This window comes from Pseudochelatococcus lubricantis, from assembly GCF_011762225.1.
Classification (GTDB): domain Bacteria; phylum Pseudomonadota; class Alphaproteobacteria; order Rhizobiales; family Beijerinckiaceae; genus Pseudochelatococcus; species Pseudochelatococcus lubricantis.
The window spans coordinates 1-22268 of the sequence record NZ_JAASQI010000008.1; the positions used below are offsets into that span (position 1 = coordinate 1).

Sequence of the window (22268 nt, forward strand, 5' to 3'; positions counted from 1 at the left end):
CAGTTCACAAACATGGAACAACATCTATGCGCGCAAACCATTGTTCGGACTCACGTCCGCTCTCTCGCCGATTCACGAAACCTGGAAAAACGACAACCTCGTCCGGCAGGCCGCAACTTCGCTCAGCGTCACCCGGAAACGGCGCGCCAACCCCTCCGCACCTGCCAGCACCGGCTCCGGAACGGCCGACGCCCACAGCCTTCCGCAACTCCCCTTCGATCCTCGTGCGGGAGGCCGCCGATGATCGTGGCCTTCCTCAACCAGAAAGGCGGCGTCGGCAAAACGACGCTGGCGCTCAACCTCGCCGGCGAATGGGCAAGGCAGGGAAAGCGCGTCATGCTGATCGACGCGGACCCGCAAGGATCGGCGCTCGACTGGTCGCAGCAACGGGAGCATGCGGGCAAGCCCCGCCTGTTCGGCGTCATTGGCCTCGCCCGCGATACGTTGCACCGGGAGGCGCCCGAACTCGCTCGCGATGCCGATCATGTCGTAATCGACGGGCCACCGCGCGTTGCCGGCCTGATGCGTTCGGCGCTGCTCGCCGCGGATCTCGTACTCGTCCCGGTGCAGCCATCGCCGTTCGACGGTTGGGCCTCGGCAGAGATGCTGGCGCTCATCAGTGAGGCGCGCATCTACCGGCCTCAGCTTACGGCCCGTTTCGTGCTGAACCGCTGCGATGCACGCACCATGCTTGCACGCGAAACGGCTGAGGCGCTGGCCGACCATGATCCGCCCGTCCTAGCCGCCACCATCGGCCAGCGCATCGCCTTCGCGGCCGCCGCGCAATCGGGCTGCCTGGTGTCCGAGCTGGACGACGACACGCCCGCCGCGCGCGAGATCGCAGCGCTGGCGGATGCGATCGACGGGCTCGGCATCGGGAGGGCGACACGATGAGCGAGCGTCCGGCCCGTCGCGGTTTCGCTTCCCGGCCCGCCGATCCCGATCAGTGGATCAAGGCTGCTGGTTCGTCGCCGCGCAACGATAGCGCCACTGGCTACACCGCACGGCTCACCATCGATGTGACGCCGGACCAGCGCGGCCGGATCAAGATCGCCGCGTTCCAACGCGGCGTCACCGTCGCCGACATGCTGCGCGATCTGCTCGCGCGCGAATTTCCCTCCGTCGAAGGAGAACGTCCATGACCGGCAACGCGGTCCTCCGCGTGCGCAGCGGCCCCGCGCCGATCGCCCAGACCTCCGACAGACTCACCCATGTCGAGCTGACCTGGATCGAAAAGCGGATCGAGAACTGGATCAGGTTCGGCCAGGAAGTCCGCGACGAGGTGCTCGACCGTCGCCGCCGTGTCTTCTCCTATCGTCCCGGCAGCGTCTTCGCCTTCGTCCGCTGGGCGGCCAACGACTTCGGCACGACCAGTTCGCGCATCGACATCGTGCGCGCGGTCGAACCGAACGAACCCTATCAGACTCTGCCCTTCGTGCAGCCGGGCGGCGACATTCTGCTGAAGATCGAGGGCTGGCCCAAGGTCGAACAGGTGCTTCGCCACATCGACGCAGTGGAAGCCATCGGCATCCTACCGCATGACGTCGCCCCCGATCACTGGCGGCACGTCGCCAACCGGATGAGCACCGGCCAAGAGCCGCGCGCCTACACCAGGGAACGCCATCAGGCGTGGCTCAAGCGGCGGGAGATCGAGAGATGACCCGCCGCAGCTATGTCATCGCGACGTGTCTCGCCGTCATGGGGACGACACTGGCGTCGCTCGTTCCGGTTCCGCTCCGCCTGATCTGGAACGCTTCGGCCAGCGTGCCGATCGGCTTCTATGACCTCGATCCTCCTGGTCATCTGGAGGTCGGAGATCTGGTTGCGGTATTGCCGGACAAGCCGCTCGCCGATTTCCTGGTCGAGCGCGGCTATATCGGTCGCGACGTCCCGCTGATGAAGCGCGTCATGGGGCTTGCCGGCCAGCGGGTCTGCCGCACCGGCAACGCCATCACGGTCGACACGATACCGCTTGGGCGTGCGCTCGACCGCGACCGGCGCGGACGTCCGCTGCCGGTCTGGCAGGGCTGTCGCCGCCTCGCCGACGGTCAGATTTTCCTCATGAACCCCGATGTCAGCGACAGCCTGGACGGCCGTTACTTCGGTCCGATCCCGGCGCGCGGCGTCATCGGCAAGGCGACGCGGCTCTACACCGACGAGGGTGGTGATGGCCGCTTCGTCTGGCGTGCCGCCACACGCTGACCGCTTCCGATCGATGGGAGCGGTGCCCGTCGATGGCCTTCCCAACACCACCGCCATGGAGACAGTCATGCCGCAGATCGGTCAATTCACACGTGAGACGTCCGGCTTCACTGGACGCATCGAGACATTCACGCTCTTCCGCGACATCGCCATCGTGCCCGCCGATCCGTCCGATGCGGAAAACTCGCCGGACTATCGCATCCATGCCCGCGATGACGGCGCCGAGGAGAGCGGCCCGGAGGTCGGGGCGGGCTGGAAACGCACCGGCGAGCGCGCAGGCGAATATATCGCGCTGCTGATCGACGATCCGGCCCTGCCGCAGCCGATCCGCGCCAACCTGTTCCGCGACGATGATGCCGGTAACGCTTGGTCGCTGCACTGGTCGCGACCGCGCGACCGCGCCGAGAAGGATTGAGCGATGGCTTGGCCTCGTCCGACGACGAGCCGCCGGGATGTGTCCGGGCTGCGCTCTGCAACTCGGCGCATGGCTCTCCTTCTCCTTACCGGCATCTCTGTCGCAAGCGTCGTACCGGTGATCGCTCTGGCTCAGGATGCGCCGATCGCACGACCATCGACCAGCGATCGCCACGCTGCATATGTCGCCGAAGCGGCCGCGCGCTTCCGGATACCGATTGCATGGATTCGCGCGGTCATGCGGGCGGAAAGCGCCGGTGATCCAAGCGCGACATCACCCAAGGGCGCGATGGGCCTGATGCAGATCATGCCCGAAACCTGGGCGGGCCTGCGTGCTCGCCATCGCCTCGGCACCGATCCTTACGATCCCCACGACAACATCATCGCGGGCGCGGCCTATATTCGCGAGTTGTTCGAGCGGTACGGTTCGCCCGGCTGGATCGCGGCCTACAATGCTGGCCCCGGCCGTTACGAGGACTCTCTCGACGGCCGCCCGCTGCCCGCCGAGACGCGCGCCTATCTCGCCATCGTCGCGCCGTCGGTCAGCAGCGGCGATCCCGCCAGCCCCGTCATGGTCGCGGCGGCCGATCCGCTCGTCTGGACGCGCGCACCGCTGTTCATTGCGCGATCGGAGCGCAGCGCCGCTGCCGATCCTTTGCCGGTTGAACGCGCCTCCAGTGACGCGAGCGCGACGCCGGCCGTGCGCGATGTCTCCGCCATCGTGCCGCAGTCCGGCGGGCTTTTCGTCGCCCGCGCCGACGATCGGACCGCGCGATGAGCGCCCGCGTTCCTGATCGCGCGATAGCGTATCCCGGCGTGTCATGGCGTGGGCCGAGGCGGGAAGCAGGCAACACGACCGAACGAGGGCGAGATAAAAAGCCGCGAGGTGCGGCGTCGGTCGGTCGTTTTGTTTCAATGGGTTACTCCGCTCTTTCGCGAGGTGCGCTGTTTTCGCGAACCTCGCGAGCGCGCCGTTTCTTCCCTGATTTCATCTGTTTGATGCGATGTGCGGAGTCTCGGCGATGAGCGGCAATGAAGATTTCCGCATCCGGCCCGGCCGTATCCGATCGTCAAGCGCGCAGCGTGCCAGGCCCTTTATCGCGCAGGCGCTGGCTGCCGCGCAGAAGGCCGGCGCTCGCGTCTCGCGTTCTGGCCGGATCAGCTCCGGCAATCGCTCGACCTTCGGGCGGGGCCGAACGGCGAGTGTTCGCGCCAACCGTCTCCTCACCGGCCGCTCGCGCGTCGTCGTCATCAAGACTCGCCTGGTGCGCCATCATGCCCGCACGGCTCCGCTCGCGGCCCATCTCAACTATCTGCGCCGCGAGGGCGTGACCCGTAACGGAGAGAAGGCCCGGTTGTTCGGGCCGGAGACCGATGAGGTCGAGGGCCGCGCCTTCGCCGAGCGTTGCGGCGACGATCGCCACCATTTCCGCTTCATCGTCTCGCCGGAGGACGCCGTGGATATGGCGGACCTCAAATCCTTCACCCGAGATCTGATGAACCAGATGGAGAAGGATCTCGGCACGAAGCTCGAATGGGCCGCCGTCGATCACTGGAATACCGACAACCCGCACGTCCACATCATCCTGCGCGGCCGTGCCGATGACGGGCAGGACCTCGTGATCGCGCGCGACTACATCAAGGAAGGCATGCGCGGCCGCGCCGCCGACCTCGTCACGCAGGAATTGGGGCCGCGCACGGATCTCGACATTCACCGCGCTCTGGAGCGACAGGTCGAGGCCGAGCGCTGGACGCAACTCGACCGCCAGCTTGCCCGCGATGCGCACGCCACGGGCGTCATCGACATGGCGCCCGACCGACAAACCCGGCCCGACGAATATCATGCGTTCAAGGTCGGACGGCTGCACAAGCTGGAAACGCTCGGCCTCGCCGTCGAGGTCGGCCCCGGCCAGTGGATGATCGACGGCAAGGCCGAGGCGACGCTGCGCGAACTCGGTGAACGCGGTGACATCATCAAGCGGATGCACCGGGCGTTGACGGAACGCGGCATCGAACGCGGATCGGCCAGCTATGTGCTAGCCGCCGAAAGTCTCGATACGCCGATCGTCGGGAGGCTGGTCGATCGGGGCCTCGACGACGAACTGAAGGGCACGGCCTATGCCGTCGTCGATGGCGTCGACGGTCGCACCCACCACGTCAAGCTGCCCGATCTCGATGCGGCCGGAGACGGCGCGCCCGGCTCGATCGTCGAGCTGCGCCGGTTCGATGACGCGCGGGGGCAACGCCGCGTCGCCATAGCCGTTCGCTCCGACCTCGACATCGATCGCCAGATCACGGCGTCGGGCGCGACCTGGCTCGACCGCCAGAACATCGCCCGCGGGCCGGTTGCGCTGTCGGAAGGCGGTTTCGGCGCCGAGGTGCGGCAGGCGATGGAACGTCGCGCCGAGCACCTGGTCGATCAGGGCCTCGGCGAGCGGCATGGGCAGAGCATCACCTTCACTCGGAACCTGATCGACACGCTGCGCCGCAGAGAGCTGGAAATGCTCGGCGAGAAGGTCGCGGCGGAAACCGGCCGGCCATTCACCCGCGCCGCGAGCGGCGAATATGTCGCCGGCTCCTATCGGCAGCGCTTCACGCTCGCCTCCGGGCGCTTCGCCATGATCGACGATGGGCTCGGCTTCCAGCTCGTGCCCTGGACGCCCTCTCTCGAAATGCAGCTCGGCCGCCACGTCTCCGGCGTCGCCCGTAGCGACGGCGGCGTCGACTGGAGCTTCGGGCGCAAGCGGGGCCTCGGCCTCTAACCCCTCGCAGAAAGACCCCTTGCCATGTCCGCGACGAAAATCCTCTGGGGCCAAATTCTGATCGTCTCCGCGATCGTGCTCGCCACGACCTGGGGCGCGACGGAATGGGTGGCCTGGCGGCTCGCCTTCCAGCCGGAGCTTGGGCCGCCGTGGTTCCGGCTGTTCGGCTTTCCCTTCTACATGCCGCCCGCCTTCTTCTGGTGGTGGTATGGCTTTGATGCCTATGCGCCGTCGATCTTCGTCGAGGGCGCGTGGATCGCGGCGTCAGGCGGATTCATCTCGGTGGCCGTCGCCATCGGCATGTCGGTCTGGCGCGCCCGCGAGGCCAAGAAGGTCGAGACCTACGGCTCCGCTCGCTGGGCCGAGACGGAGGAGGTGAAGGCGGCGGGACTTCTCGGCCCCGATGGTGTTGTGCTCGGCCGCTACGACCGCAACTATCTTCGCCATGATGGACCGGAGCATGTGCTGTGCTTCGCGCCGACCCGTTCGGGCAAGGGCGTCGGCCTGGTCGTCCCCTCGCTGCTGACCTGGCCTGGATCGGCGATCGTCCACGATATCAAGGGCGAGAACTGGCAACTCACCGCCGGCTTTCGCGCGCGGCATGGCCGCGTGCTCCTGTTCGATCCGACCAACCCGAAATCATCGGCCTACAATCCACTACTGGAGGTCCGCCGCGGCGAATGGGAGGTGCGCGACGTCCAGAACATCGCGGACATCCTCGTCGATCCCGAAGGCTCGCTCGAGAAGCGCAATCATTGGGAAAAAACCAGCCATGCACTGCTCGTCGGTGCGATCCTCCATGTCCTCTACGCGGAAGAGGAAAAGACGCTCGCTGGCGTCGCCGCCTTCCTCTCCGATCCGAAGCGGCCGATCGAGTCGACGCTCGCCGCGATGATGAAGACCGCGCATCTCGGTGAAGCCGGGCCGCACCCCGTCATCGCCAGCGCCGCGCGCGAGCTGCTCAACAAATCCGACAATGAGCGATCGGGCGTGTTGTCGACCGCCATGTCCTTCCTCGGCCTCTATCGCGATCCTGTCGTGGCAGAGGTGACGCGCCGCTGCGATTGGCGGATCACCGACATCGTGACAGCCAGGCATCCGACCACGCTCTACCTCGTCGTCCCGCCGTCCGACATCAACCGTACCAAGCCGCTCATCCGCCTGATCCTCAATCAAGTCGGTCGCCGCCTGACCGAGGATCTCCAGGCCAAGGCCGGTCGCCATCGGCTGCTGCTGATGCTCGACGAATTTCCGGCGCTGGGCCGGCTCGATTTCTTCGAGTCCGCCCTGGCCTTCATGGCGGGCTATGGCCTGAAGAGTTTCCTGATCGCGCAGAGCCTCAACCAGATCGAGAAAGCCTATGGCGCGAACAACTCGATCCTCGACAACTGCCATGTGCGGGTGAGCTTCGCGACCAACGACGAACGCACGGCCAAGCGCGTATCAGACGCACTCGGCACCGCGACCGAGATGAAGGCGATGCGAAACTATGCTGGGCACCGGCTGTCGCCGTGGCTCGGGCATCTGATGGTGTCGCGCTCAGAAACGGCCCGCCAGCTGCTTACCCCCGGCGAGATCATGCAGCTTCCGCCGAGCGATGAGATCGTCATGGTCGCGGGCACGCCGCCAATCCGGGCGAAGAAGGCCCGTTACTACGAGGACGCGCGTTTCAAGGAGCGCATCCTGCCGCCGCCAGCGCTGGTCGTCCCGAAACAGGGGCGTCCCGATGATTGGACCGCGCTGCCGCTCCCACTTCGACCTGAGAGGACCGAGCCGGGATCAGCGGCGGAAGCCAGCGATGAAGATCCGACCGATTCCGAACGTCGTCAGCAACCCGAACTCAACCGCGCGGAGCCTGTCGAGATGAAGGCTCCGCTCGAGAACGAGTTCGAGATCGGCCTTGCCGACGACGTCGAGGGCGACACGGTCCGCAACAGCCGGATGAACCGGCTGATGCAGGGCGTCGCCCGTCAGGTCTCGCTCGATCCGGGCGATGGCATGGAACTGTGAGGTGGTCATGCCGAAGTCACCCAAAAAGCAGCGCCTGTCCGTCTATCTCGACCCGGCGGTGATGCGCCGTCTCGCCGAACATGCCGCGCGCCGCGATTATTCCCGATCGCTGATCGCCGAAGCAGCCATCGAATCCTTCCTGTCGCCCGATGCCGCCGAGCGGCAGGAAGCTGCCACCACCAAGCGCTTGGACCAGATCGATCGCCGCATGACACGGCTGGAACGCGACGTCGGCATTTCGGTCGAGATGCTGGCTTTGTTCGTGCGCTTCTGGGTCGCCACCACGCCGGCGCTGCCGGAACCCGCCGCTCAAGCCGCCCGCGCCAAGGCCGGCGAGCGCTATGATCAATTCGTCGTCGCGCTTGGCCGACGATTGGCGAAGGGACCAAAGCTCAGACAGGAGATCGCCGAGGACGTTGGCGCTGCCGAGAATGACAGCTAAGCGGCAATTCTCTGCTTTTGGAAAAGCTCAGGAAAAATTCTTAGAACGATACTCCCGGCGATGCTCTCCGGCGCATCCTGGGGTTCCTGTAAGGCGCGATCAAATTTCGCGGCTACGCTTGTCTTCTTCAGGATCTCCGTGCCGGCGGTTACTGCCAGGACCTTTCGCATGATGCGCCCAAACTTGTATCTCCGCTCGCTCGACAGGAACGTGTTGATAACCTCCGTGAGGTTCTTCTGGGCTGAACCAATCGGCTTTCCTTCTACGAAGGATAGGATCGCATTCAAAAGCGAACCGATGTCAGCTTCATCAAGATTTTCCCAATTGAGCTGAGGATCGCCGCTCTTCTCGGCCAGCTCAGTGAGCAAATCTCTTCGCGTCGGCCACTTCGTACCGCTCGCCGTCGTTGCCGATAACCAGCGATTCCGAAAATCCACATGCCAAGGTGGAGGCGGAGCAACGGCGAAGGGCAATCCCGACACCGGCCATTCGAGCTCGGGAAGACCGGCGATCTTTGAATGCCAACCAGCACCATGCTCCCAGAATGCCCGAAGCAGAAATGCCTGCCGGGCACGGCCCTCCGCAACGACGGCGTCATCGAGGGAGAACAGATTCTTATTGTGGGAATACAAGATGTCCTCGAAGGCTGTTAGAAGCCGAGCCCGCTCCACTGGCTCAAAATTCCATGTCAGCCAGATCAGATGCCGACCTTCTCGTCGGTAAAAATCTTCTCGCGCGACGATGATTGGGATCTGCGTTGTTGCCAACTGAACTTCTACGGCAATGGGCTTTCCATCATAGATTGCCCGAACATCGGGACGGCGCCTACTTCCCCCGTTCGCAACATACTCATCAACCACGACAGACCCAGGCTCGGTCAATGGGTCCAGATTGAGCAGTTCAGCGACAAGGTTCTTCAAACGCACATGCAAGGGGCTCTCCTGCGCCCCTTGGAACTGCGAAGCGTTTACCTCATCGGTCGAACCTGGCTCTCCAGTCCACCATGGACAGGTTCGTGGCGCACCTTTGTGATGCCGCCAAAATGGCAACTTCGTCGTGGGTTCGCGCGGCGCATAGACAGGATAGCCGCAATGGTCGCAGACGAACGCGGCGTGCTTATCATTGCGTGCGCGCGTGGCGGCTCGGCGGATTACTTGGTAACCGTCGGCATCAATCTTCAGCAGGTCATCGCTCGATATGACGGCCATATCCTGAAGACGAACGGCGCGCTTCAATGTTCGCTGCAATCGCCCCTTCACTCTTCACCTCCGCCCCTCGCGAATCACTGCGCCTCCTTAAGCGACTTCTCGATGATACCTGTAACGCAACCTACGCTTTCTCCTGTATTTGCACGCCACGCTACTACTACGACCAAATCTTGTTGAATCGGCCTGATTTCTGGCTCTTTTAATCATCCCCGTCCGGGGACCATCTGATCTCTCCCCGGCTGTATCGGGGATCAGATGGCGATTTCACCGAATAATCCAGAGGGCTTGGCGCGCGGCGCACGGATGCTGCGCACAGCGCTCGGCGCCGCCATCGCCCGGTTTCTGGAAGACGCAACCGTCGTCGAGGTGATGTTGAACCCGGACGGGCGCATCTGGATCGACCGGCTCTCCGAAGGGCTGGCCGATACGGGCGAGATGCTATCCGCCGCCGATGGCGAACGCATCGTGCGTCTGGTCGCTCACCATGTCGGCGCAGAGGTTCATGCCGGTAGTCCGCGTGTCTCGGCCGAGCTGCCCGAAACAGGCGAGCGGTTCGAGGGTCTGCTGCCGCCGGTCGTTGCCGCACCCGCCTTCGCCATCCGCAAACCTGCCGTCGCCGTCTTCACGCTCGACGATTACGTCCATGCGGGGATCATGTCAGCGCGACAGGCCGAGGCACTGCGCCAAGGCATCGTTGCCCGGGCCAACATCCTCGTCGCCGGCGGCACCTCGACCGGCAAGACCACACTCACCAATGCGCTCCTCGCGGAAGTCGCGAAGACGTCCGATCGCGTCGTCATCATCGAGGACACCCGCGAGCTGCAATGCGCGGCGCCCAACCTCGTCGCCATGCGGACCCAGGACGGGGTGGCGTCGTTGTCGGATCTCGTCCGCTCTTCGCTGCGCCTGCGCCCCGACCGCATCCCGATTGGTGAGGTCCGCGGCGCCGAGGCCCTCGACCTCCTGAAAGCATGGGGGACTGGCCACCCAGGCGGCGTCGGCACGATCCACGCTGGCAGCGCCATTGGCGCGCTGCGGCGCATGGAACAGCTCATCCAGGAAGCCGTCGTTACCGTCCCGCGCGCCCTGATCGCCGAGACGATCGACCTCGTGGCCGTCCTTTCTGGCCGCGGTTCCGCGCGCCGCCTCTCCGAACTTACGCGCGTCGAAGGCCTCGGCCCGGACGGCGACTACCGCGTCGCGCCCGCCGTCTGCGCCTGGGCTTCCAAGGGTGACGGCGCAGCCTCTCTCAGCCCAAGCCTCGAAGGAGAAACTCCGTGATCCAACGCCTGCACCAAGCCCGCTATCGCGTCGTCATGCCCCTGTCCGTCGCCGCGCTTTCCGTGGTGATGGCCGCGCCCGCCCACGCCTCCGGCTCGTCGATGCCGTGGGAGGCGCCGCTGCAATCCATACTTCAGTCGATCGAAGGTCCGGTCGCCAAGATCGTCGCCGTCATCATCATTATCACCACCGGCCTGACGCTGGCCTTCGGCGACACGTCGGGCGGCTTCCGCCGGCTGATTCAGATCGTGTTCGGTCTGTCGATCGCCTTTGCCGCTTCGAGCTTCTTCCTCTCCTTCTTCTCGTTCGGCGGCGGGGCGCTGGTCTGATGGCGGACGCGGCCGACGACGTGCCGGGCTTCACCGTGCCGGTCCATCGGGCACTGACCGAGCCGATCCTGCTCGGCGGCGCACCGCGCGCCATCGCGATCATGAACGGAACACTCGCTGGCGCTGTCGGCCTCGGTCTGCGGCTCTGGCTGGTCGGTCTTGCGATCTGGGCCATCGGCCACTTCGCGGCGGTGTGGGCGGCCAAGCGCGATCCGCTCTTCGTCGATGTCGGCCGCCGCCATCTGCGCATTCCCGCGCACCTCACGGTCTGACGAGGACGCGCCGATGATGAACCTCGCCGAATATCGCAACCGTAACAGTCGGCTCGCCGACTTTCTGCCCTGGGTGGCGCTGGTCGGCTCAGGTCTCGTGCTCAACAAGGACGGCAGCTTCCAGCGCACGGCGCGCTTTCGCGGTCCTGACCTGGATTCCGCTGTCGCGGCCGAGCTGGTCGCGGTCGCCGGCCGGCTCAACAATGCCTTCCGTCGTCTCGGCTCGGGCTGGGCGATCTTCGTGGAAGCGCAGCGCCATCCCTCGAACCTTTATCCCGACAGTCATTTTCCGGATGCCGCATCGGCGCTAGTCGACGCTGAGCGCAAGGCCGGTTTCGAGGAAGCTGGAGCGCATTTCGAGTCCAGCTACTTCCTCACCTTCACCTACCTGCCGCCGGCCGAGGATGCTGCCCAGGCAGAAAGCTGGCTCTATGAGGGCCGTGAACAGAGGGGCCTCGATCCGCACGAGGTGCTGGGTGGCTTCACCGATCGCACGGACCGGCTGCTGTGCCTCATCGAAGCCTTCATGCCGGAATGCCGCTGGCTTGATGACGGCGAAACGCTGACCTACCTGCATGGATGCGTTTCGACGGACCGGCATCGCGTCCGCGTTCCCGAAACGCCGATGTATCTCGACGCGCTGCTCGCCGATCAGCCGCTCACCGGCGGTCTGGAACCGCGCCTTGGGCAGGCACATCTGCGTGTTCTCACCATCACGGGATTTCCGACCGCGACGACGCCGGGCCTGCTCGACGAGCTGAACCGGCTGGCTTTCCCCTATCGGTGGAGCACGCGCGCGGTCCTGCTGGACAAGACTGACGCGACCAAGCTGCTGACCAAGATCCGGCGGCAATGGTTCGCCAAGCGCAAATCGGTCGCCGCGATCCTCAAGGAGGTGATGACCAACGAAGCGTCCGTCCTTGTCGACACAGACGCAACGAACAAGGCGGCGGACGCCGATCTCGCGCTTCAGGAGCTGGGCGCCGACTATGCCGGCATCGCCTATGTCACCGCCACGGTGACAGTGTGGGATGCTGATCCGCGCGTTGCCGACGACAAACTGCGGCTGGTCGAGAAGGTCATCCAGGGCCGCGACTTCACCGCGATGGCGGAAACCATCAACGCGGTGGACGCCTGGCTCGGCAGCCTTCCTGGGCATGTTTACGCCAATGTGCGGCAACCGCCGATCTCCACCCTCAATCTCGCCCACATGATCCCCCTGAGCGCCGTATGGGCGGGGCCGGAACGAGACGAGCATTTCGCAGCGCCCCCACTGCTGTTCGGCAAGACCGAAGGCTCGACCCCGTTCCGGTTTTCCCTTCACGTCGGCGACGTCGGCCACACGCTGATCGTCGGCCCGACCGGCGCGGGCAAGTCCGTCCTGCTGGCGCTCATGGCGCTCCAGTTTCGCCGTTATGCCGACGCCCAAGTCTTCGCTTTCGATTTTGGCGGTTCGATCCGGGCGGCGGCCCTCGCCATGGGCGGTGACTGGCACGACCTCGGCGGCGATCTCAGCGACGGCGCCACGACGAGCGTCAGTCTTCAGCCACTGGCTCATATCCACGACGTCTCCGAGCGCGCCTGGGCCGCCGATTGGATCGGCGCCATCCTGATGCGCGAGGCGGTCGCCATCACGCCAGAAGTGAAGGAGCACATCTGGACGGCGCTGACCTCGCTGGCCTCGGCGCCGGTCGAGGAACGCACCCTCACCGGCCTCACCGTTCTGCTCCAGTCCAACGACCTGAAGCAGGCGCTGCGCTCCTATTGCATCGGCGGCCCCTATGGGCGGCTACTCGACGCCGAACGGGAACATCTCGGTACGGCGACGGTCCAGGCGTTCGAGACCGAAGGGCTGATCGGCACCGGCGCGGCGCCCGCGGTTCTCTCCTATCTCTTTCACCGCATCGAGGACCGCTTCGACGGATCGCCGGCCCTTCTCATCATCGACGAGGGATGGCTCGCGCTGGACGACGACGGCTTTGCCGGTCAGCTCCGCGAATGGCTGAAGACGCTGCGCAAGAAGAACGCCAGCGTCATCTTCGCTACGCAGAGCCTGTCAGACATCGATGGCTCAGCCATCGCGCCAGCCATCATCGAGAGCTGCCAGACCCGCCTTCTGCTCCCGAACGAGCGCGCCATCGAACCGCAGATCACGGCGATCTATCGGCGCTTCGGCCTCAACGACCGCCAGATCGAGATCATCGCGCGCGCCATGCCCAAGCGCGACTATTACTGCCAGTCCCGGCGCGGCAATCGCCTGTTCGAGCTGGGCCTGTCGGACGTCGCCCTCGCGCTCTGCGCCGCTTCCTCGAAAACCGACCAATCCGCGATCTCGCGGCTGTTCGCCGAACACGGGCGGGCCGGCTTCCTCGCCGCCTGGCTCCGCCACCGCGACGTCGGCTGGGCGGCTGATCTCATTCCGACGCTCACCAAAACGGAGAAACTGCCATGACCTTGCCTCGCTTTCGCGCAGCCCGGCTTTGTGCCGCGCTGCTCGTCGCCCCCGTTGCGTTCGCCCCGATGCTGGCGACGCCAGCCCACGCGCAATGGACCGTGTTCGACCCGTCCAACTATGCGCAGAACGTGCTGACGGCGGCCCGCACGCTCCAGCAGATCAACAATCAGATCAGCTCGCTCCAGAACGAGGCTCAGGGACTCATCAACCAGGCCCGCAATCTGGCGAGCCTGCCCTACTCGTCCCTGCAACAGCTCCAGCAGTCGGTGCAGCGCACGCAGCAATTGCTCAGCCAGGCGCAGAACATTGCGTACAGCGTCCAGCAGATCGACCAGGCGTTCCAGAGCAAATACGCCAATGTCTCGATGTCGGCGCCGGACCAGCAGCTCGTCGCCGATGCGCGCTCGCGCTGGCAGAACACCGTGGGCGGGTTGCAGGATGCCATGCGCGTCCAGGCTGGTGTCGTCGGGAATATCGACACCAACCGCGCCCAGATGTCGGCGCTGATCGGCGCCAGCCAGTCGGCGACCGGCGCGCTTCAGGCGACGCAGGCCGGCAACCAGCTTCTCGCGCTCCAGGCGCAGCAACTCGCCGACCTCACCGCCGTCGTCACGGCCAACGGCCGGGCTCAGGCTTTGCAGTCGGCGGAACAAGCCGCCGCCGCCGAACAGGGTCGCGAACAGCGCCGCCGTTTTCTGACGCCGGGCGCGGGCTACCAGCCCGGCAACGCGCAGATGTTCTACGGAAACAAGTGAGGGCGACGCGATGGACGGCAAGACCCTCGCGCGCATCGGTGCCGTCGTGTTCGTCGCGATCGCGGTTACGGCAACCGCGATCGAGATGACCCGCAAGGACGACCGGCAGAATAGCCCTGCGATGCAAGCTCGCGCAGTGACGGAACGAGATCCGCTCGCCGCCGAACTCGCCCGGTGCAGCGGGATGGGCGAAGCCGGCGCGCGTGATCCGTCCTGCCTGAAGATCTGGGCCGAGAACCGGCGGCGCTTCCTCGGCGAACCGGCCCCGACGCCAGCCCCGACCACGCCAACGGCAATGTTCCCGACTGCGCCGACCAGTGAGCCCTCGAACAAGATCCCCCCCACCATTCGGGCGGAGCCTTCCGAGCCAGAGGCTCGCTGATCGTGGGCCGCACCGGCGTCATCGACCATTTCCTCGAGGTCTTCACCCGCTACATCGACGGCGGCTTCGGCCTGCTCGGCGGCGAAGTCGGATTCATCGCCACAACGCTGATCGTCATCGACGTGACGCTCGCCGCGCTGTTCTGGTCGTGGGGCGCCGATGACAACATCATCGCCAGGCTGGTCAAAAAGACACTGTTCGTCGGCATCTTCGCTTACCTGATCTCCAACTGGAACAATCTCGCCCGCATCATCTTCGAGAGCTTCGCCGGCCTTGGCCTGAAAGCCAGCGGCACGGGCTTCGCGGTCAGTGATCTGATGCGGCCCGGCAAGGTCGCCCAGACCGGTCTCGACGCCGGCCGGCCGCTGCTCGACTCGATCTCGAACCTGATGGGCTACTGGTCGTTCTTCGAGAACTTCATCCAGATCGCCTGCATGTTCTTCGCCTGGGCGCTGGTGCTGCTCGCCTTCTTTGTCCTCGCGATCCAGCTTTTCGTCACCCTGATCGAGTTCAAGCTGACGACACTTGCCGGCTTCGTGCTGATCCCGTTCGGCCTGTTCGGCAAATCGGCGTTCATGGCCGAGCGGGTGCTGGGCAATGTCATTTCCAGCGGCATCAAGGTTCTCGTCCTCGCCGTCATCATCGGCATCGGCTCGACGCTCTTCTCCGAATTCACCGCGGGTTTCGGCGGCGCCACGCCGTCGATCGACGACGCGATGGCGATCGTGCTCGCCGCGCTTTCTCTTCTTGGCCTCGGCATCTTCGGCCCCGGCATCGCCAACGGCCTCGTCTCGGGTGGCCCGCAACTCGGTGCGGGCGCCGCCGTCGGAACTGGCCTTGCCGCCGGCGGCATGGTCGCGGCCGGCGCAGCGACCGCTGGCGCCGTCGTCTCCGGTGGCGCCGCCCTTGCTGGCGGCGCGGCCGCCGCCGCCCGTGGCGGGGCAACACTCGCAGGTGGTGCGACCAGCGCCTACAGCCTTGGTGCGGCCGGGCAATCCGGCGCGTCTGCCGTCGCCTCTGGTCTCGGCAATGTCGCCAGCACGGGCGCGAAGGCAGCAGTCTCGCCGCTGAAGCGCGCCGCTGGTCGTGCTGCCGATAGCCTGAAGCAGAGCTACCAGGCCGGCAGCCAGGCCGCGACGGAGATCGCCACTAGCGCATCCGGCGCAACGGCGAGCGAAGCCTCCGCTGGAGCCGCCTCTCCGGCATCATCCGCCACCGACGGTCCACCGGCCTGGGCGAAGCGCATGAAGCGTTCTCAGCAGCTCACGCATGCCGTCCAGGCGGCCGCTCACGCCGTTCGCAGCGGCGACAGCCACGGCGGCGGCTCCTCCGTCAACCTTTCCGGAAGCGACTGACCATGTTCAAACGACCAGCCACCCACTACGGCAAATCTCCACAGCCCGAGACACCCTATCAACGCGCCGCGCAGATCTGGGACGACCGCATCGGCTCCGCCCGCGTGCAAGCCCGCAACTGGCGCTTCATGGCATTCGGCTCGCTGGCTCTATCCATGGGCCTTTCCGCCGCGCTGGTCTGGCAATCCACCAATGGCTCGATCGTGCCCTGGGTGGTGCAGGTCGACCGGCTCGGCCAGGCCCAAGCCGTCGCGCCGGCGACCGCCGACTACCAGCCGAACGATCCGCAGATCGCCTTCTACCTCGCGCGCTTCATCGAGCAGGTCCGTTCGATCCCGGCCGATGCGATCATCGTGCGGCAGAACTGGCTGCGCGCTTACGACTTCACCACCCAGGTCGGGGCTCTGGCGCTGAGCGACTATGCCCGCGCCAACGATCCCTTCGCCAAGGTCGGCAAACAGCAAGTCGCGGTGGATGTCTCGTCGGTCATTCGCGCCTCGCCGTCAAGCTTCCGCATCGCCTGGATCGAGCGCCGCTATCAAGACGGCGCTCTCGCCTCCACCGAACGCTGGTCCGCCATCCTCACCGTCACCGTTCAGCCGCCGCGCGATGCCGACACGCTGAGAAAGAACCCGCTCGGCATCTACGTCAACGCCATCAACTGGTCGAAGGAGCTTGGACAATGACGCCAGCACTCCGAAAAGCCGCCCCCTGGAGTGCAGGGCGTCCGGCTTCCCTCAACCACGCCATTCCGATTTTCCGTAAGGCCGGAATGCCGCTTCTGCTGCTCGGCGCATCGGCGCTCGCCGGATGCGCGACGCATACACCGCCGCCGGAAATCTCCTACGACAATGCGGCGCCGGCCGTGCAGGCCGCCGATCCGCCCAAACCCGTGCAGGTGGTGGAGTTGCCGAAGCCACTGCCGCTTCCCGGCCAGTTGAAGCCGGTCGGCAGGGACGGCAAACCCGAACCGGAAGCCGCCGACCCGACGGTGCGCGTCAACCAGGCCAACGCCGCTGCGCGTGTCCAGCCCGTCCGCAATGGCTTCATCAACTCGATGCAGGTCTATCCCTTCGTCGATGGCGCGCTCTATCAGGTCTATGCCTCACCGGGGCAGATCACCGACATCGCTCTCCAGCCCGGCGAACAGCTCGTCGGCTCCGGCCCCGTCGCCGCCGGTGACACCGTGCGCTGGATCATCGGCGATACCGAAAGTGGCGCCGGCGCGGGCAAGCAGATTCATATCCTTGTGAAGCCAACGCGGGCCGAGTTGCTGACCAACCTCGTCATCAACACCGACCGCCGCACCTATCATATGGAACTGCGCTCGACGCCTTCGACCTATATGGCGTCGGTTTCCTGGCAATATCCGCAGGATCAGCTCATCGCGCTACGCCGCCAGAACAGTCAGGCCGAGGCTGCGCAGCCCGTTGCCGATGGCGTCGACCTCGCGCGCGTAAACTTCCGCTACGATGTGAAGGGCGATCGTGCGCCGTGGCGACCGCTACGGGCCTTCGACGACGGCCGACAGGTCTTCATCGAGTTTCCGCGCGGGATCGGCCAGGGCGAGATGCCGCCGCTGTTCGTGGTCGGGCCGGAAGGCGACAACTCCGAGCTGGTCAACTATCGGGTGCGCGGCAACTACATGATCGTGGACCGGCTGTTCGCCGCCGCCGAACTGCGCTTCGGTGCGGGCAAAGATCAGAAGCGGGTCCGCATCGTCCGCACCGATGGGAGGCCGGCATCGTGAGCGACGAACGCGATCCGGAGAACGAGGCTGAGCGGAAGCCCGATGGGGCGCCACAGCCAGAGGCGGTCGAAGAAAAAGACGACCGGCCGCTCACGGGCGAGCCGGTCGCGCCAATGCGGCTGCGCCCCGAGCCGCCGCGCGTCACCCGCCTGTCACGCAAGGTGCTGACGGGCCTCGGCCTGGCAGCGAGCCTGGGCGTCGGTGGCGCACTGGTCTATGCGCTCCAGAATCGGAACGGCGGCAATCAAGGTCAGGAACTCTATTCCACCGACAACCGCTCGACACCTGACGGATTGGCTGGCCTGCCCAAGGACTATACCGGCGTGCCCAAACTCGGCCCACCGCTCCCCGGAGATCTCGGCCGCCCGATCCTTAATGCACAGAACGGCGGGCCATCCGTTTCGACACCGGGAGGCACTGCTCCCGCGCCAGTCGGCCCCAGCCCGGAGGAGCAACGTCGGACGCAGGAACTGGAGGCGGCTCGCACCGCGCGCATGTTCGCGTCCACGGAGACGCGGCCCGCCAATACCGCGACGACCGCACAGCCATCCGCGACGGCTGCCCCCGCAACCGATCTCGCCAGCCTCGGTCTCGCACCGCAGCCAGCCACACCGTCGGCGCAGGATCGGCAGCTCGCCTTCCTCAACCAGGCGCCAGACAAGCGCACCGTCTCGTCAGATCGAGTTGTAGCGCCCGCCTCGGGCAATGTCCTTCAGGCCGGAGCGGTGATTTCCGCCGCGCTCATCACCGGCATCCGCTCCGATCTTCCTGGACAGATCACCGCGCAGGTGACGGAAAACGTCTATGACAGCCCTACGGGCAAGATTCTGCTCGTACCCCAAGGCACCCGCGTCATCGGGCAATATGATAGCGGCGTCGGCTTCGGCCAGCGGCGTGTGCTGCTCGTCTGGAACCGAATGATCTTTCCTAACGGCCGCTCGATCGTCCTCGAGCGCCAGCCTGGTGCGGACGCCGAGGGCTATGCCGGGCTGGAGGATGGCGTCGATTACCATTGGGGCGAGTTGTTCAAGGCTGCGGCGCTCTCGACGCTGCTCAGCATTGGCGCCGAGGCCGGCTCGTCAGGACAGGAAAGCGACATTGCCCGCGCGCTGCGCAATGGTGCGTCCAACAGCGTCAACCAGACCGGTCAGCAGATCGTGCAACGACAGCTCAACATCGCACCAACGCTCACCATCCGGCCGGGCTTCCCCGTTCGCGTCATCGTCACGCGCGACCTTGTTCTCGAACCCTACGGAGGCTGACATGGCGAAGTTGAAATTGGGGCCGATCGCCGACGACAAACCCGTCAAGATGACGGTGGAACTGCCTGCTGGCCTCCATCGCGATCTCACCGCCTATGCGGAAATTCTCGGCCGTGAGACGGGACAGCCCGCGACCGATCCGGCGCGCCTGATCGTTCCTATGCTGGAGCGATTCATGGCGACAGATCGAGGCTTCGCGAAGGCAAAGCGCCCTGCAGGAGGTTCAAAGCTGGAAGGCTGACCTCGACCCGCAATTCACCCGAGCCATTGACCGCGCGAGGCTGAGCAATCGCCGACATGCGGGATTATCGTTCCGCGGCGACCACACCGCGCAAAATGGAAGAAGCTCGTTCGCGACAGGCCGGTAGGTGATACCGGGGATTTGGGCGACCGTTGTTGCCTCACTGGTAAGCGTCAAGCCTCGACCCACCGCGACAAGCGACAGGAGATTGTCCCTACCAACGCACTGTGCGTGTATCTCCGGGTGATGGCCGAGATCCGCGAGGCGTTGAACAAGGTAATCGTGAATCTCGGGTCCGGGCGCTGAATCGCTCACAATGAACCGTTCGCCCGCCAAGTCATGCCAGGTGAGTTCCCGCTTACCGCAATGGGGATGATCGCATGGGAGGACGACAAATACCCGTTCCGACCATAATTGGTCGGTCTCGCAGTCAGACCACTCTGACGTTCCTGTGATGAATGCCACGTCGAGCCGAAACTGCCGGATTGCCGCTACGTGGTCCGCCGGATCGCCGTCGATAAACTCGATCCGCACGCGCGCATGAGCCTTGTCGAACGCCCGCAGCAGGTCCGAGAGAAAGCCAGAGGCGAGCGAGGAGAAGATGCCCACCTTGATGCAGCCGTCTTCGGAACGGCCGATCGCCGCGACGTCCTTGGCCCCTTGGCCAATTTGCCGAAGCGCCTTACGCGCGCGGCGCAGGAACTGCTGCCCCGCCAGTGTCAAGAAGACGCCGCCGCTGTGCCGTTGAAAGAGAGAAGCACCAAGATGGTCTTCGAGATCTCGGATTCGGCGACTAACCGCTGACTCTTGGATTCCAAGGGCCAAAGCTGCCTTGCGAAAACTCCCGTGTTCGGCCGCTGAAAGGAAATATCGGATTTGGCGGAATTCAATCATGAGATGTCGCATCTCGTTTCGATCGCTGCACGCACGATCGCCGAGCGTTCTGCCCGCCGCCACCGCTACCCGTTGCCCCAACACCGACGCGCCGGAAGAAAACTGGTTCGATCATCAGGGGCAGCGACGCAGACTCCCGTCGAACGATCCTGCGCGATCAGGCTTCGCGAGCACTGGGGCCGATTGCAGCGGTACGTGCTGATGTATCCAGCAACGGGGCATCCCGCGACATCTTGAAGAGAACGATCCCAGCTTCAAGCCGATCGAGAACGAAATGGTCTCTTGCCGCCTTTGCGCTCTTGATGTCGGCCTTCGAAAATACTGTCAGGGATACGGCGCAACGATTCCTGAGTTCACAATCGAGGACGGCCTTGACCTGAGACCAGTGGGTATCGCTCGCAAAGTGCGGGTGGTTTACAATGACCCAGAACTCGTAATCTGAGAAGTAGAGCGAGGCTCGATCCTCGTACCAGGTACGCCGAGCGTAGGGGCCAATAAGAACGATCTTTTGTATCTTTCCTTCAACTGGAACAGCAGCTTCTTCAAAAGGCACTGAATTGCGCAGGATACGCGTGATGCGCTCGATTTCCTGTTGTTTCCGGCGTATCAGATGCCCGACGCGCGCCATGACGACCTCACGGGCATAGACATCTTGGATGACTTGGTCGTGTGCAGACATGGCTTCAGCTCCTACTTCCATTCCTCGATAGCCATCGCCGGCGCGGAATCGGCGAGAATTATATGGGAATAGAGTAGCTTGCGCACGGCTTCGGCAATCCCTCCAGGCAGAGGGATTGCCAAATGTACTTTACCATGTGCGTAGGCTACGCAGTCAGCGGCAACGCGATCATGATCGTCGCGTGGCAACCGAAAACGTGCGCAAATCTTATTTCATATGATTGAAGCTGATTTTCCCATCACGGACAGCGGCTAGCACCAACTGGCTCCGCGTCTTCACCTGGTATCTGCGGCGAGCTTCCTCGATATATTCATGGATCGTATTTTGACTAAGGCCAAGTATCGTCCCAATTTCCCAATCTGTTTTCCCCTCGGCAATTAACTCGAGGCATTGGATTTGCCGAGGACTGAGAGACACCGAGGGAACCGTCAACTCTATCCCCCCGACCAGCTCCCGCCCCCTCTGAAAGGCTACTCCGGCGATGAGCCGTGCGGTCATCATTTCCACATTCGAAAACGGTCTGTCCCTTTTCCGAGCGACGGTAAAGAATGCCCCTCGTTCGCCGGGTATCCGAAACGGGATTGTAAAACCAGAAACCAGACCATGATCACGTCCTCGCGTCAGAACCGATAGCTGCCGACGGGTCGGAGCGATGACATCGGCAATACGCTCCCAACACAACCCAAAGGCGCTACGTGCGCTCGCAATATGGACGGGATCATGCATGTACAATCGGTCGCTGATCACCTCGTCCACCCATGATGCCGGGTAGTTTGTCATCATTAATTGCTCAGGCTGTTGCTTCTGCAAATGACCATCATGCACGAGCGCGAACCAACGGAACCCAAATTCACGGATCGCAGCGTCGATTACGGAGGACAGCTGCGCCGTCGTAACGACCTTAGCGCAGGCCTTTTGGACTTCGTCGAAATCGCTCAGTTTGGCATGATCAAGACGACGACCCACGTGTCACCTTTCTCCTGAAATCGCCGGAGAGGATTACCAAAAATACCGGCTTTCAGCCATGCTTTCTTATCCGATCAAGGTGGCGGATCGCCTTGGCCATATGGTATTCCACCCCGCTTCCGCTCAATCCAGTCTGCGCAGCAATTTCTTTGTGGCTGAGTCCATCGAGGCGTCGCGCCAGAAATACCGCTCGAGTTCTGGGATTGAAACGGCTCAATGCCTTCTGCACTTGGTCAATCTGATCCCGAGCCTCGAGCTGCCCCACCGGGTCGTCGCCTGCAATCGGAACGTCGTCGACTGAGACGTGGCGGGCGAACGTGCGCCGGGCCTCCATTCTGGCACGATCTCGCAGCAGATTAATCGCAATCCGCATGAGGTAGGCCGCAGGATTCTCTACCTTGGTAGAGCATTTGGCCTGAGCAATTGCAAAACGAAGAAAGCTTTCATTGACAAGATCACCGAGGTCCTGCCGCTCAGCGCGACGCGAAAGGAAGCGCAGCAGTCCGGGGGCATGAGCTCGATAGATTTCGGCGAAGGCCGCATCCCCCATTTGAGTGTCGGCGACACCGGCACGTTCAAGGCATTGAATGTTCCCAATCATAAATTACC

General features: G+C 64.4%; 25 protein-coding genes and 1 pseudogene. 21 read left to right on the forward strand and 5 right to left on the reverse strand.

The annotated features are described in order from the left end of the window. From FHS82_RS21200 to FHS82_RS15630, 10 genes and pseudogenes are all read left to right on the forward strand, one after another. Window positions 1-244, forward strand: a pseudogene (locus FHS82_RS21200) (hypothetical protein); the annotation flags it as partial. Further along, on the forward strand, window positions 241-894 hold the full coding sequence (gene parA, locus FHS82_RS15590) for a ParA family partition ATPase (protein ID WP_065846553.1): 654 nt from the start codon (window positions 241-243) through the stop codon (window positions 892-894). The pseudogene FHS82_RS21200 and the gene parA, both read left to right, overlap by 4 nt. Then, window positions 891-1142, forward strand: coding sequence for a ribbon-helix-helix protein (locus FHS82_RS15595; RefSeq protein ID WP_065846554.1), 252 nt, complete (start codon window positions 891-893; stop codon window positions 1140-1142). Before parA ends, FHS82_RS15595 begins: the two co-directional genes overlap by 4 nt. Continuing rightward, window positions 1139-1660, forward strand: a complete 522-nt coding sequence (locus FHS82_RS15600; RefSeq protein ID WP_065846555.1) for a DUF2840 domain-containing protein — start codon at window positions 1139-1141, stop codon at window positions 1658-1660. The genes FHS82_RS15595 and FHS82_RS15600 overlap by 4 nt, the downstream gene beginning before the upstream one ends. Beyond that, complete coding sequence (locus tag FHS82_RS15605; RefSeq protein WP_065846556.1) at window positions 1657-2202, forward strand: S26 family signal peptidase; 546 nt, start codon at window positions 1657-1659, stop codon at window positions 2200-2202. Before FHS82_RS15600 ends, FHS82_RS15605 begins: the two co-directional genes overlap by 4 nt. A gap of 67 nt (window positions 2203-2269) precedes the next feature. After that, window positions 2270-2617, forward strand: coding sequence for a DUF736 domain-containing protein (locus FHS82_RS15610; RefSeq protein ID WP_065846585.1), 348 nt, complete (start codon window positions 2270-2272; stop codon window positions 2615-2617). 3 nt (window positions 2618-2620) lie between these two features. Then, window positions 2621-3394: a lytic transglycosylase domain-containing protein gene (locus FHS82_RS15615; protein WP_065846557.1), complete on the forward strand. Its 774-nt coding sequence runs from the start codon at window positions 2621-2623 to the stop codon at window positions 3392-3394. 244 nt (window positions 3395-3638) lie between these two features. Continuing rightward, window positions 3639-5378, forward strand: a complete 1740-nt coding sequence (locus FHS82_RS15620; RefSeq protein WP_065846558.1) for a relaxase/mobilization nuclease domain-containing protein — start codon at window positions 3639-3641, stop codon at window positions 5376-5378. 24 nt (window positions 5379-5402) lie between these two features. After that, window positions 5403-7388: a conjugal transfer protein TraG gene (locus FHS82_RS15625; protein ID WP_065846559.1), complete on the forward strand. Its 1986-nt coding sequence runs from the start codon at window positions 5403-5405 to the stop codon at window positions 7386-7388. Between the two features lie 7 nt (window positions 7389-7395). Further along, window positions 7396-7830 (forward strand): ribbon-helix-helix protein, CopG family, encoded by a 435-nt coding sequence (locus FHS82_RS15630; RefSeq protein WP_065846586.1) that lies wholly within the window; start codon window positions 7396-7398, stop codon window positions 7828-7830. Here FHS82_RS15630 and FHS82_RS15635 read toward each other — a convergent pair. Further along, complete coding sequence (locus FHS82_RS15635; RefSeq protein WP_065846560.1) at window positions 7827-9089, reverse strand: DUF6035 family protein; 1263 nt, start codon at window positions 9087-9089, stop codon at window positions 7827-7829. The two genes, FHS82_RS15630 and FHS82_RS15635, sit on opposite strands and share 4 nt — an antisense overlap. Window positions 9090-9293: 204 nt before the next feature. Here FHS82_RS15635 and trbB point away from each other — a divergent pair, with 204 nt between their 5' ends. The 11 genes from trbB to FHS82_RS15690 are packed head-to-tail and all read left to right on the forward strand — an operon-like array spanning window position 9294 to window position 19120. After that, a complete protein-coding gene (gene trbB, locus FHS82_RS15640) occupies window positions 9294-10319 on the forward strand; it encodes a P-type conjugative transfer ATPase TrbB (RefSeq protein ID WP_166954517.1) in 1026 nt (341 codons plus the stop codon). Then, complete coding sequence (locus FHS82_RS15645; RefSeq protein ID WP_349633062.1) at window positions 10316-10648, forward strand: TrbC/VirB2 family type IV secretion system protein; 333 nt, start codon at window positions 10316-10318, stop codon at window positions 10646-10648. Before trbB ends, FHS82_RS15645 begins: the two co-directional genes overlap by 4 nt. Beyond that, complete coding sequence (locus tag FHS82_RS15650; protein ID WP_065846562.1) at window positions 10648-10920, forward strand: VirB3 family type IV secretion system protein; 273 nt, start codon at window positions 10648-10650, stop codon at window positions 10918-10920. The genes FHS82_RS15645 and FHS82_RS15650 overlap by 1 nt, the downstream gene beginning before the upstream one ends. Before the next feature lie 13 nt (window positions 10921-10933). Further along, a complete protein-coding gene (trbE, locus tag FHS82_RS15655) occupies window positions 10934-13372 on the forward strand; it encodes a conjugal transfer protein TrbE (RefSeq protein WP_166954519.1) in 2439 nt (812 codons plus the stop codon). Then, window positions 13369-14130 (forward strand): P-type conjugative transfer protein TrbJ, encoded by a 762-nt coding sequence (gene trbJ, locus FHS82_RS15660; protein WP_065846564.1) that lies wholly within the window; start codon window positions 13369-13371, stop codon window positions 14128-14130. Before trbE ends, trbJ begins: the two co-directional genes overlap by 4 nt. Window positions 14131-14140: 10 nt before the next feature. Then, complete coding sequence (trbK-alt, locus tag FHS82_RS15665) at window positions 14141-14512, forward strand: putative entry exclusion protein TrbK-alt (RefSeq protein WP_065846565.1); 372 nt, start codon at window positions 14141-14143, stop codon at window positions 14510-14512. 2 nt (window positions 14513-14514) lie between these two features. Beyond that, window positions 14515-15867 carry a P-type conjugative transfer protein TrbL gene (trbL, locus tag FHS82_RS15670; RefSeq protein ID WP_065846566.1) on the forward strand — a complete coding sequence of 451 codons (1353 nt, stop codon included), beginning with the start codon at window positions 14515-14517 and terminating at the stop codon, window positions 15865-15867. Window positions 15868-15869: 2 nt separating this feature from the next. After that, entirely contained in the window at window positions 15870-16553 is a 684-nt protein-coding gene (trbF, locus tag FHS82_RS15675) for a conjugal transfer protein TrbF (RefSeq protein ID WP_065846567.1), read from the forward strand. Then, window positions 16550-17617 (forward strand): P-type conjugative transfer protein TrbG, encoded by a 1068-nt coding sequence (gene trbG, locus FHS82_RS15680; RefSeq protein WP_065846568.1) that lies wholly within the window; start codon window positions 16550-16552, stop codon window positions 17615-17617. The genes trbF and trbG overlap by 4 nt, the downstream gene beginning before the upstream one ends. Then, a complete protein-coding gene (locus tag FHS82_RS15685) occupies window positions 17614-18879 on the forward strand; it encodes a TrbI/VirB10 family protein (RefSeq protein WP_065846569.1) in 1266 nt (421 codons plus the stop codon). The genes trbG and FHS82_RS15685 overlap by 4 nt, the downstream gene beginning before the upstream one ends. Window position 18880: 1 nt before the next feature. Next, window positions 18881-19120 carry a DUF2274 domain-containing protein gene (locus tag FHS82_RS15690; RefSeq protein ID WP_065846570.1) on the forward strand — a complete coding sequence of 80 codons (240 nt, stop codon included), beginning with the start codon at window positions 18881-18883 and terminating at the stop codon, window positions 19118-19120. Here the strand turns inward: FHS82_RS15690 and FHS82_RS15695 are convergent. From FHS82_RS15695 to FHS82_RS15710, 4 genes are all read right to left on the reverse strand, one after another. Further along, window positions 19103-20014: a LysR family transcriptional regulator gene (locus FHS82_RS15695; protein WP_065846571.1), complete on the reverse strand. Its 912-nt coding sequence runs from the start codon at window positions 20012-20014 to the stop codon at window positions 19103-19105. The two genes, FHS82_RS15690 and FHS82_RS15695, sit on opposite strands and share 18 nt — an antisense overlap. Window positions 20015-20171: 157 nt before the next feature. Next, window positions 20172-20693: a hypothetical protein gene (locus FHS82_RS15700; RefSeq protein WP_065846572.1), complete on the reverse strand. Its 522-nt coding sequence runs from the start codon at window positions 20691-20693 to the stop codon at window positions 20172-20174. Window positions 20694-20900: 207 nt separating this feature from the next. Next, entirely contained in the window at window positions 20901-21659 is a 759-nt protein-coding gene (locus FHS82_RS15705) for a helix-turn-helix transcriptional regulator (RefSeq protein ID WP_065846573.1), read from the reverse strand. A 52-nt stretch (window positions 21660-21711) separates the two neighbouring features. Next, the gene (locus FHS82_RS15710) at window positions 21712-22260 is read right to left on the reverse strand and encodes an RNA polymerase sigma factor (protein WP_208394281.1); all 549 of its coding nucleotides are present in this window, start codon (window positions 22258-22260) and stop codon (window positions 21712-21714) included. Between the last annotated feature and the right edge of the window lie 8 nt (window positions 22261-22268).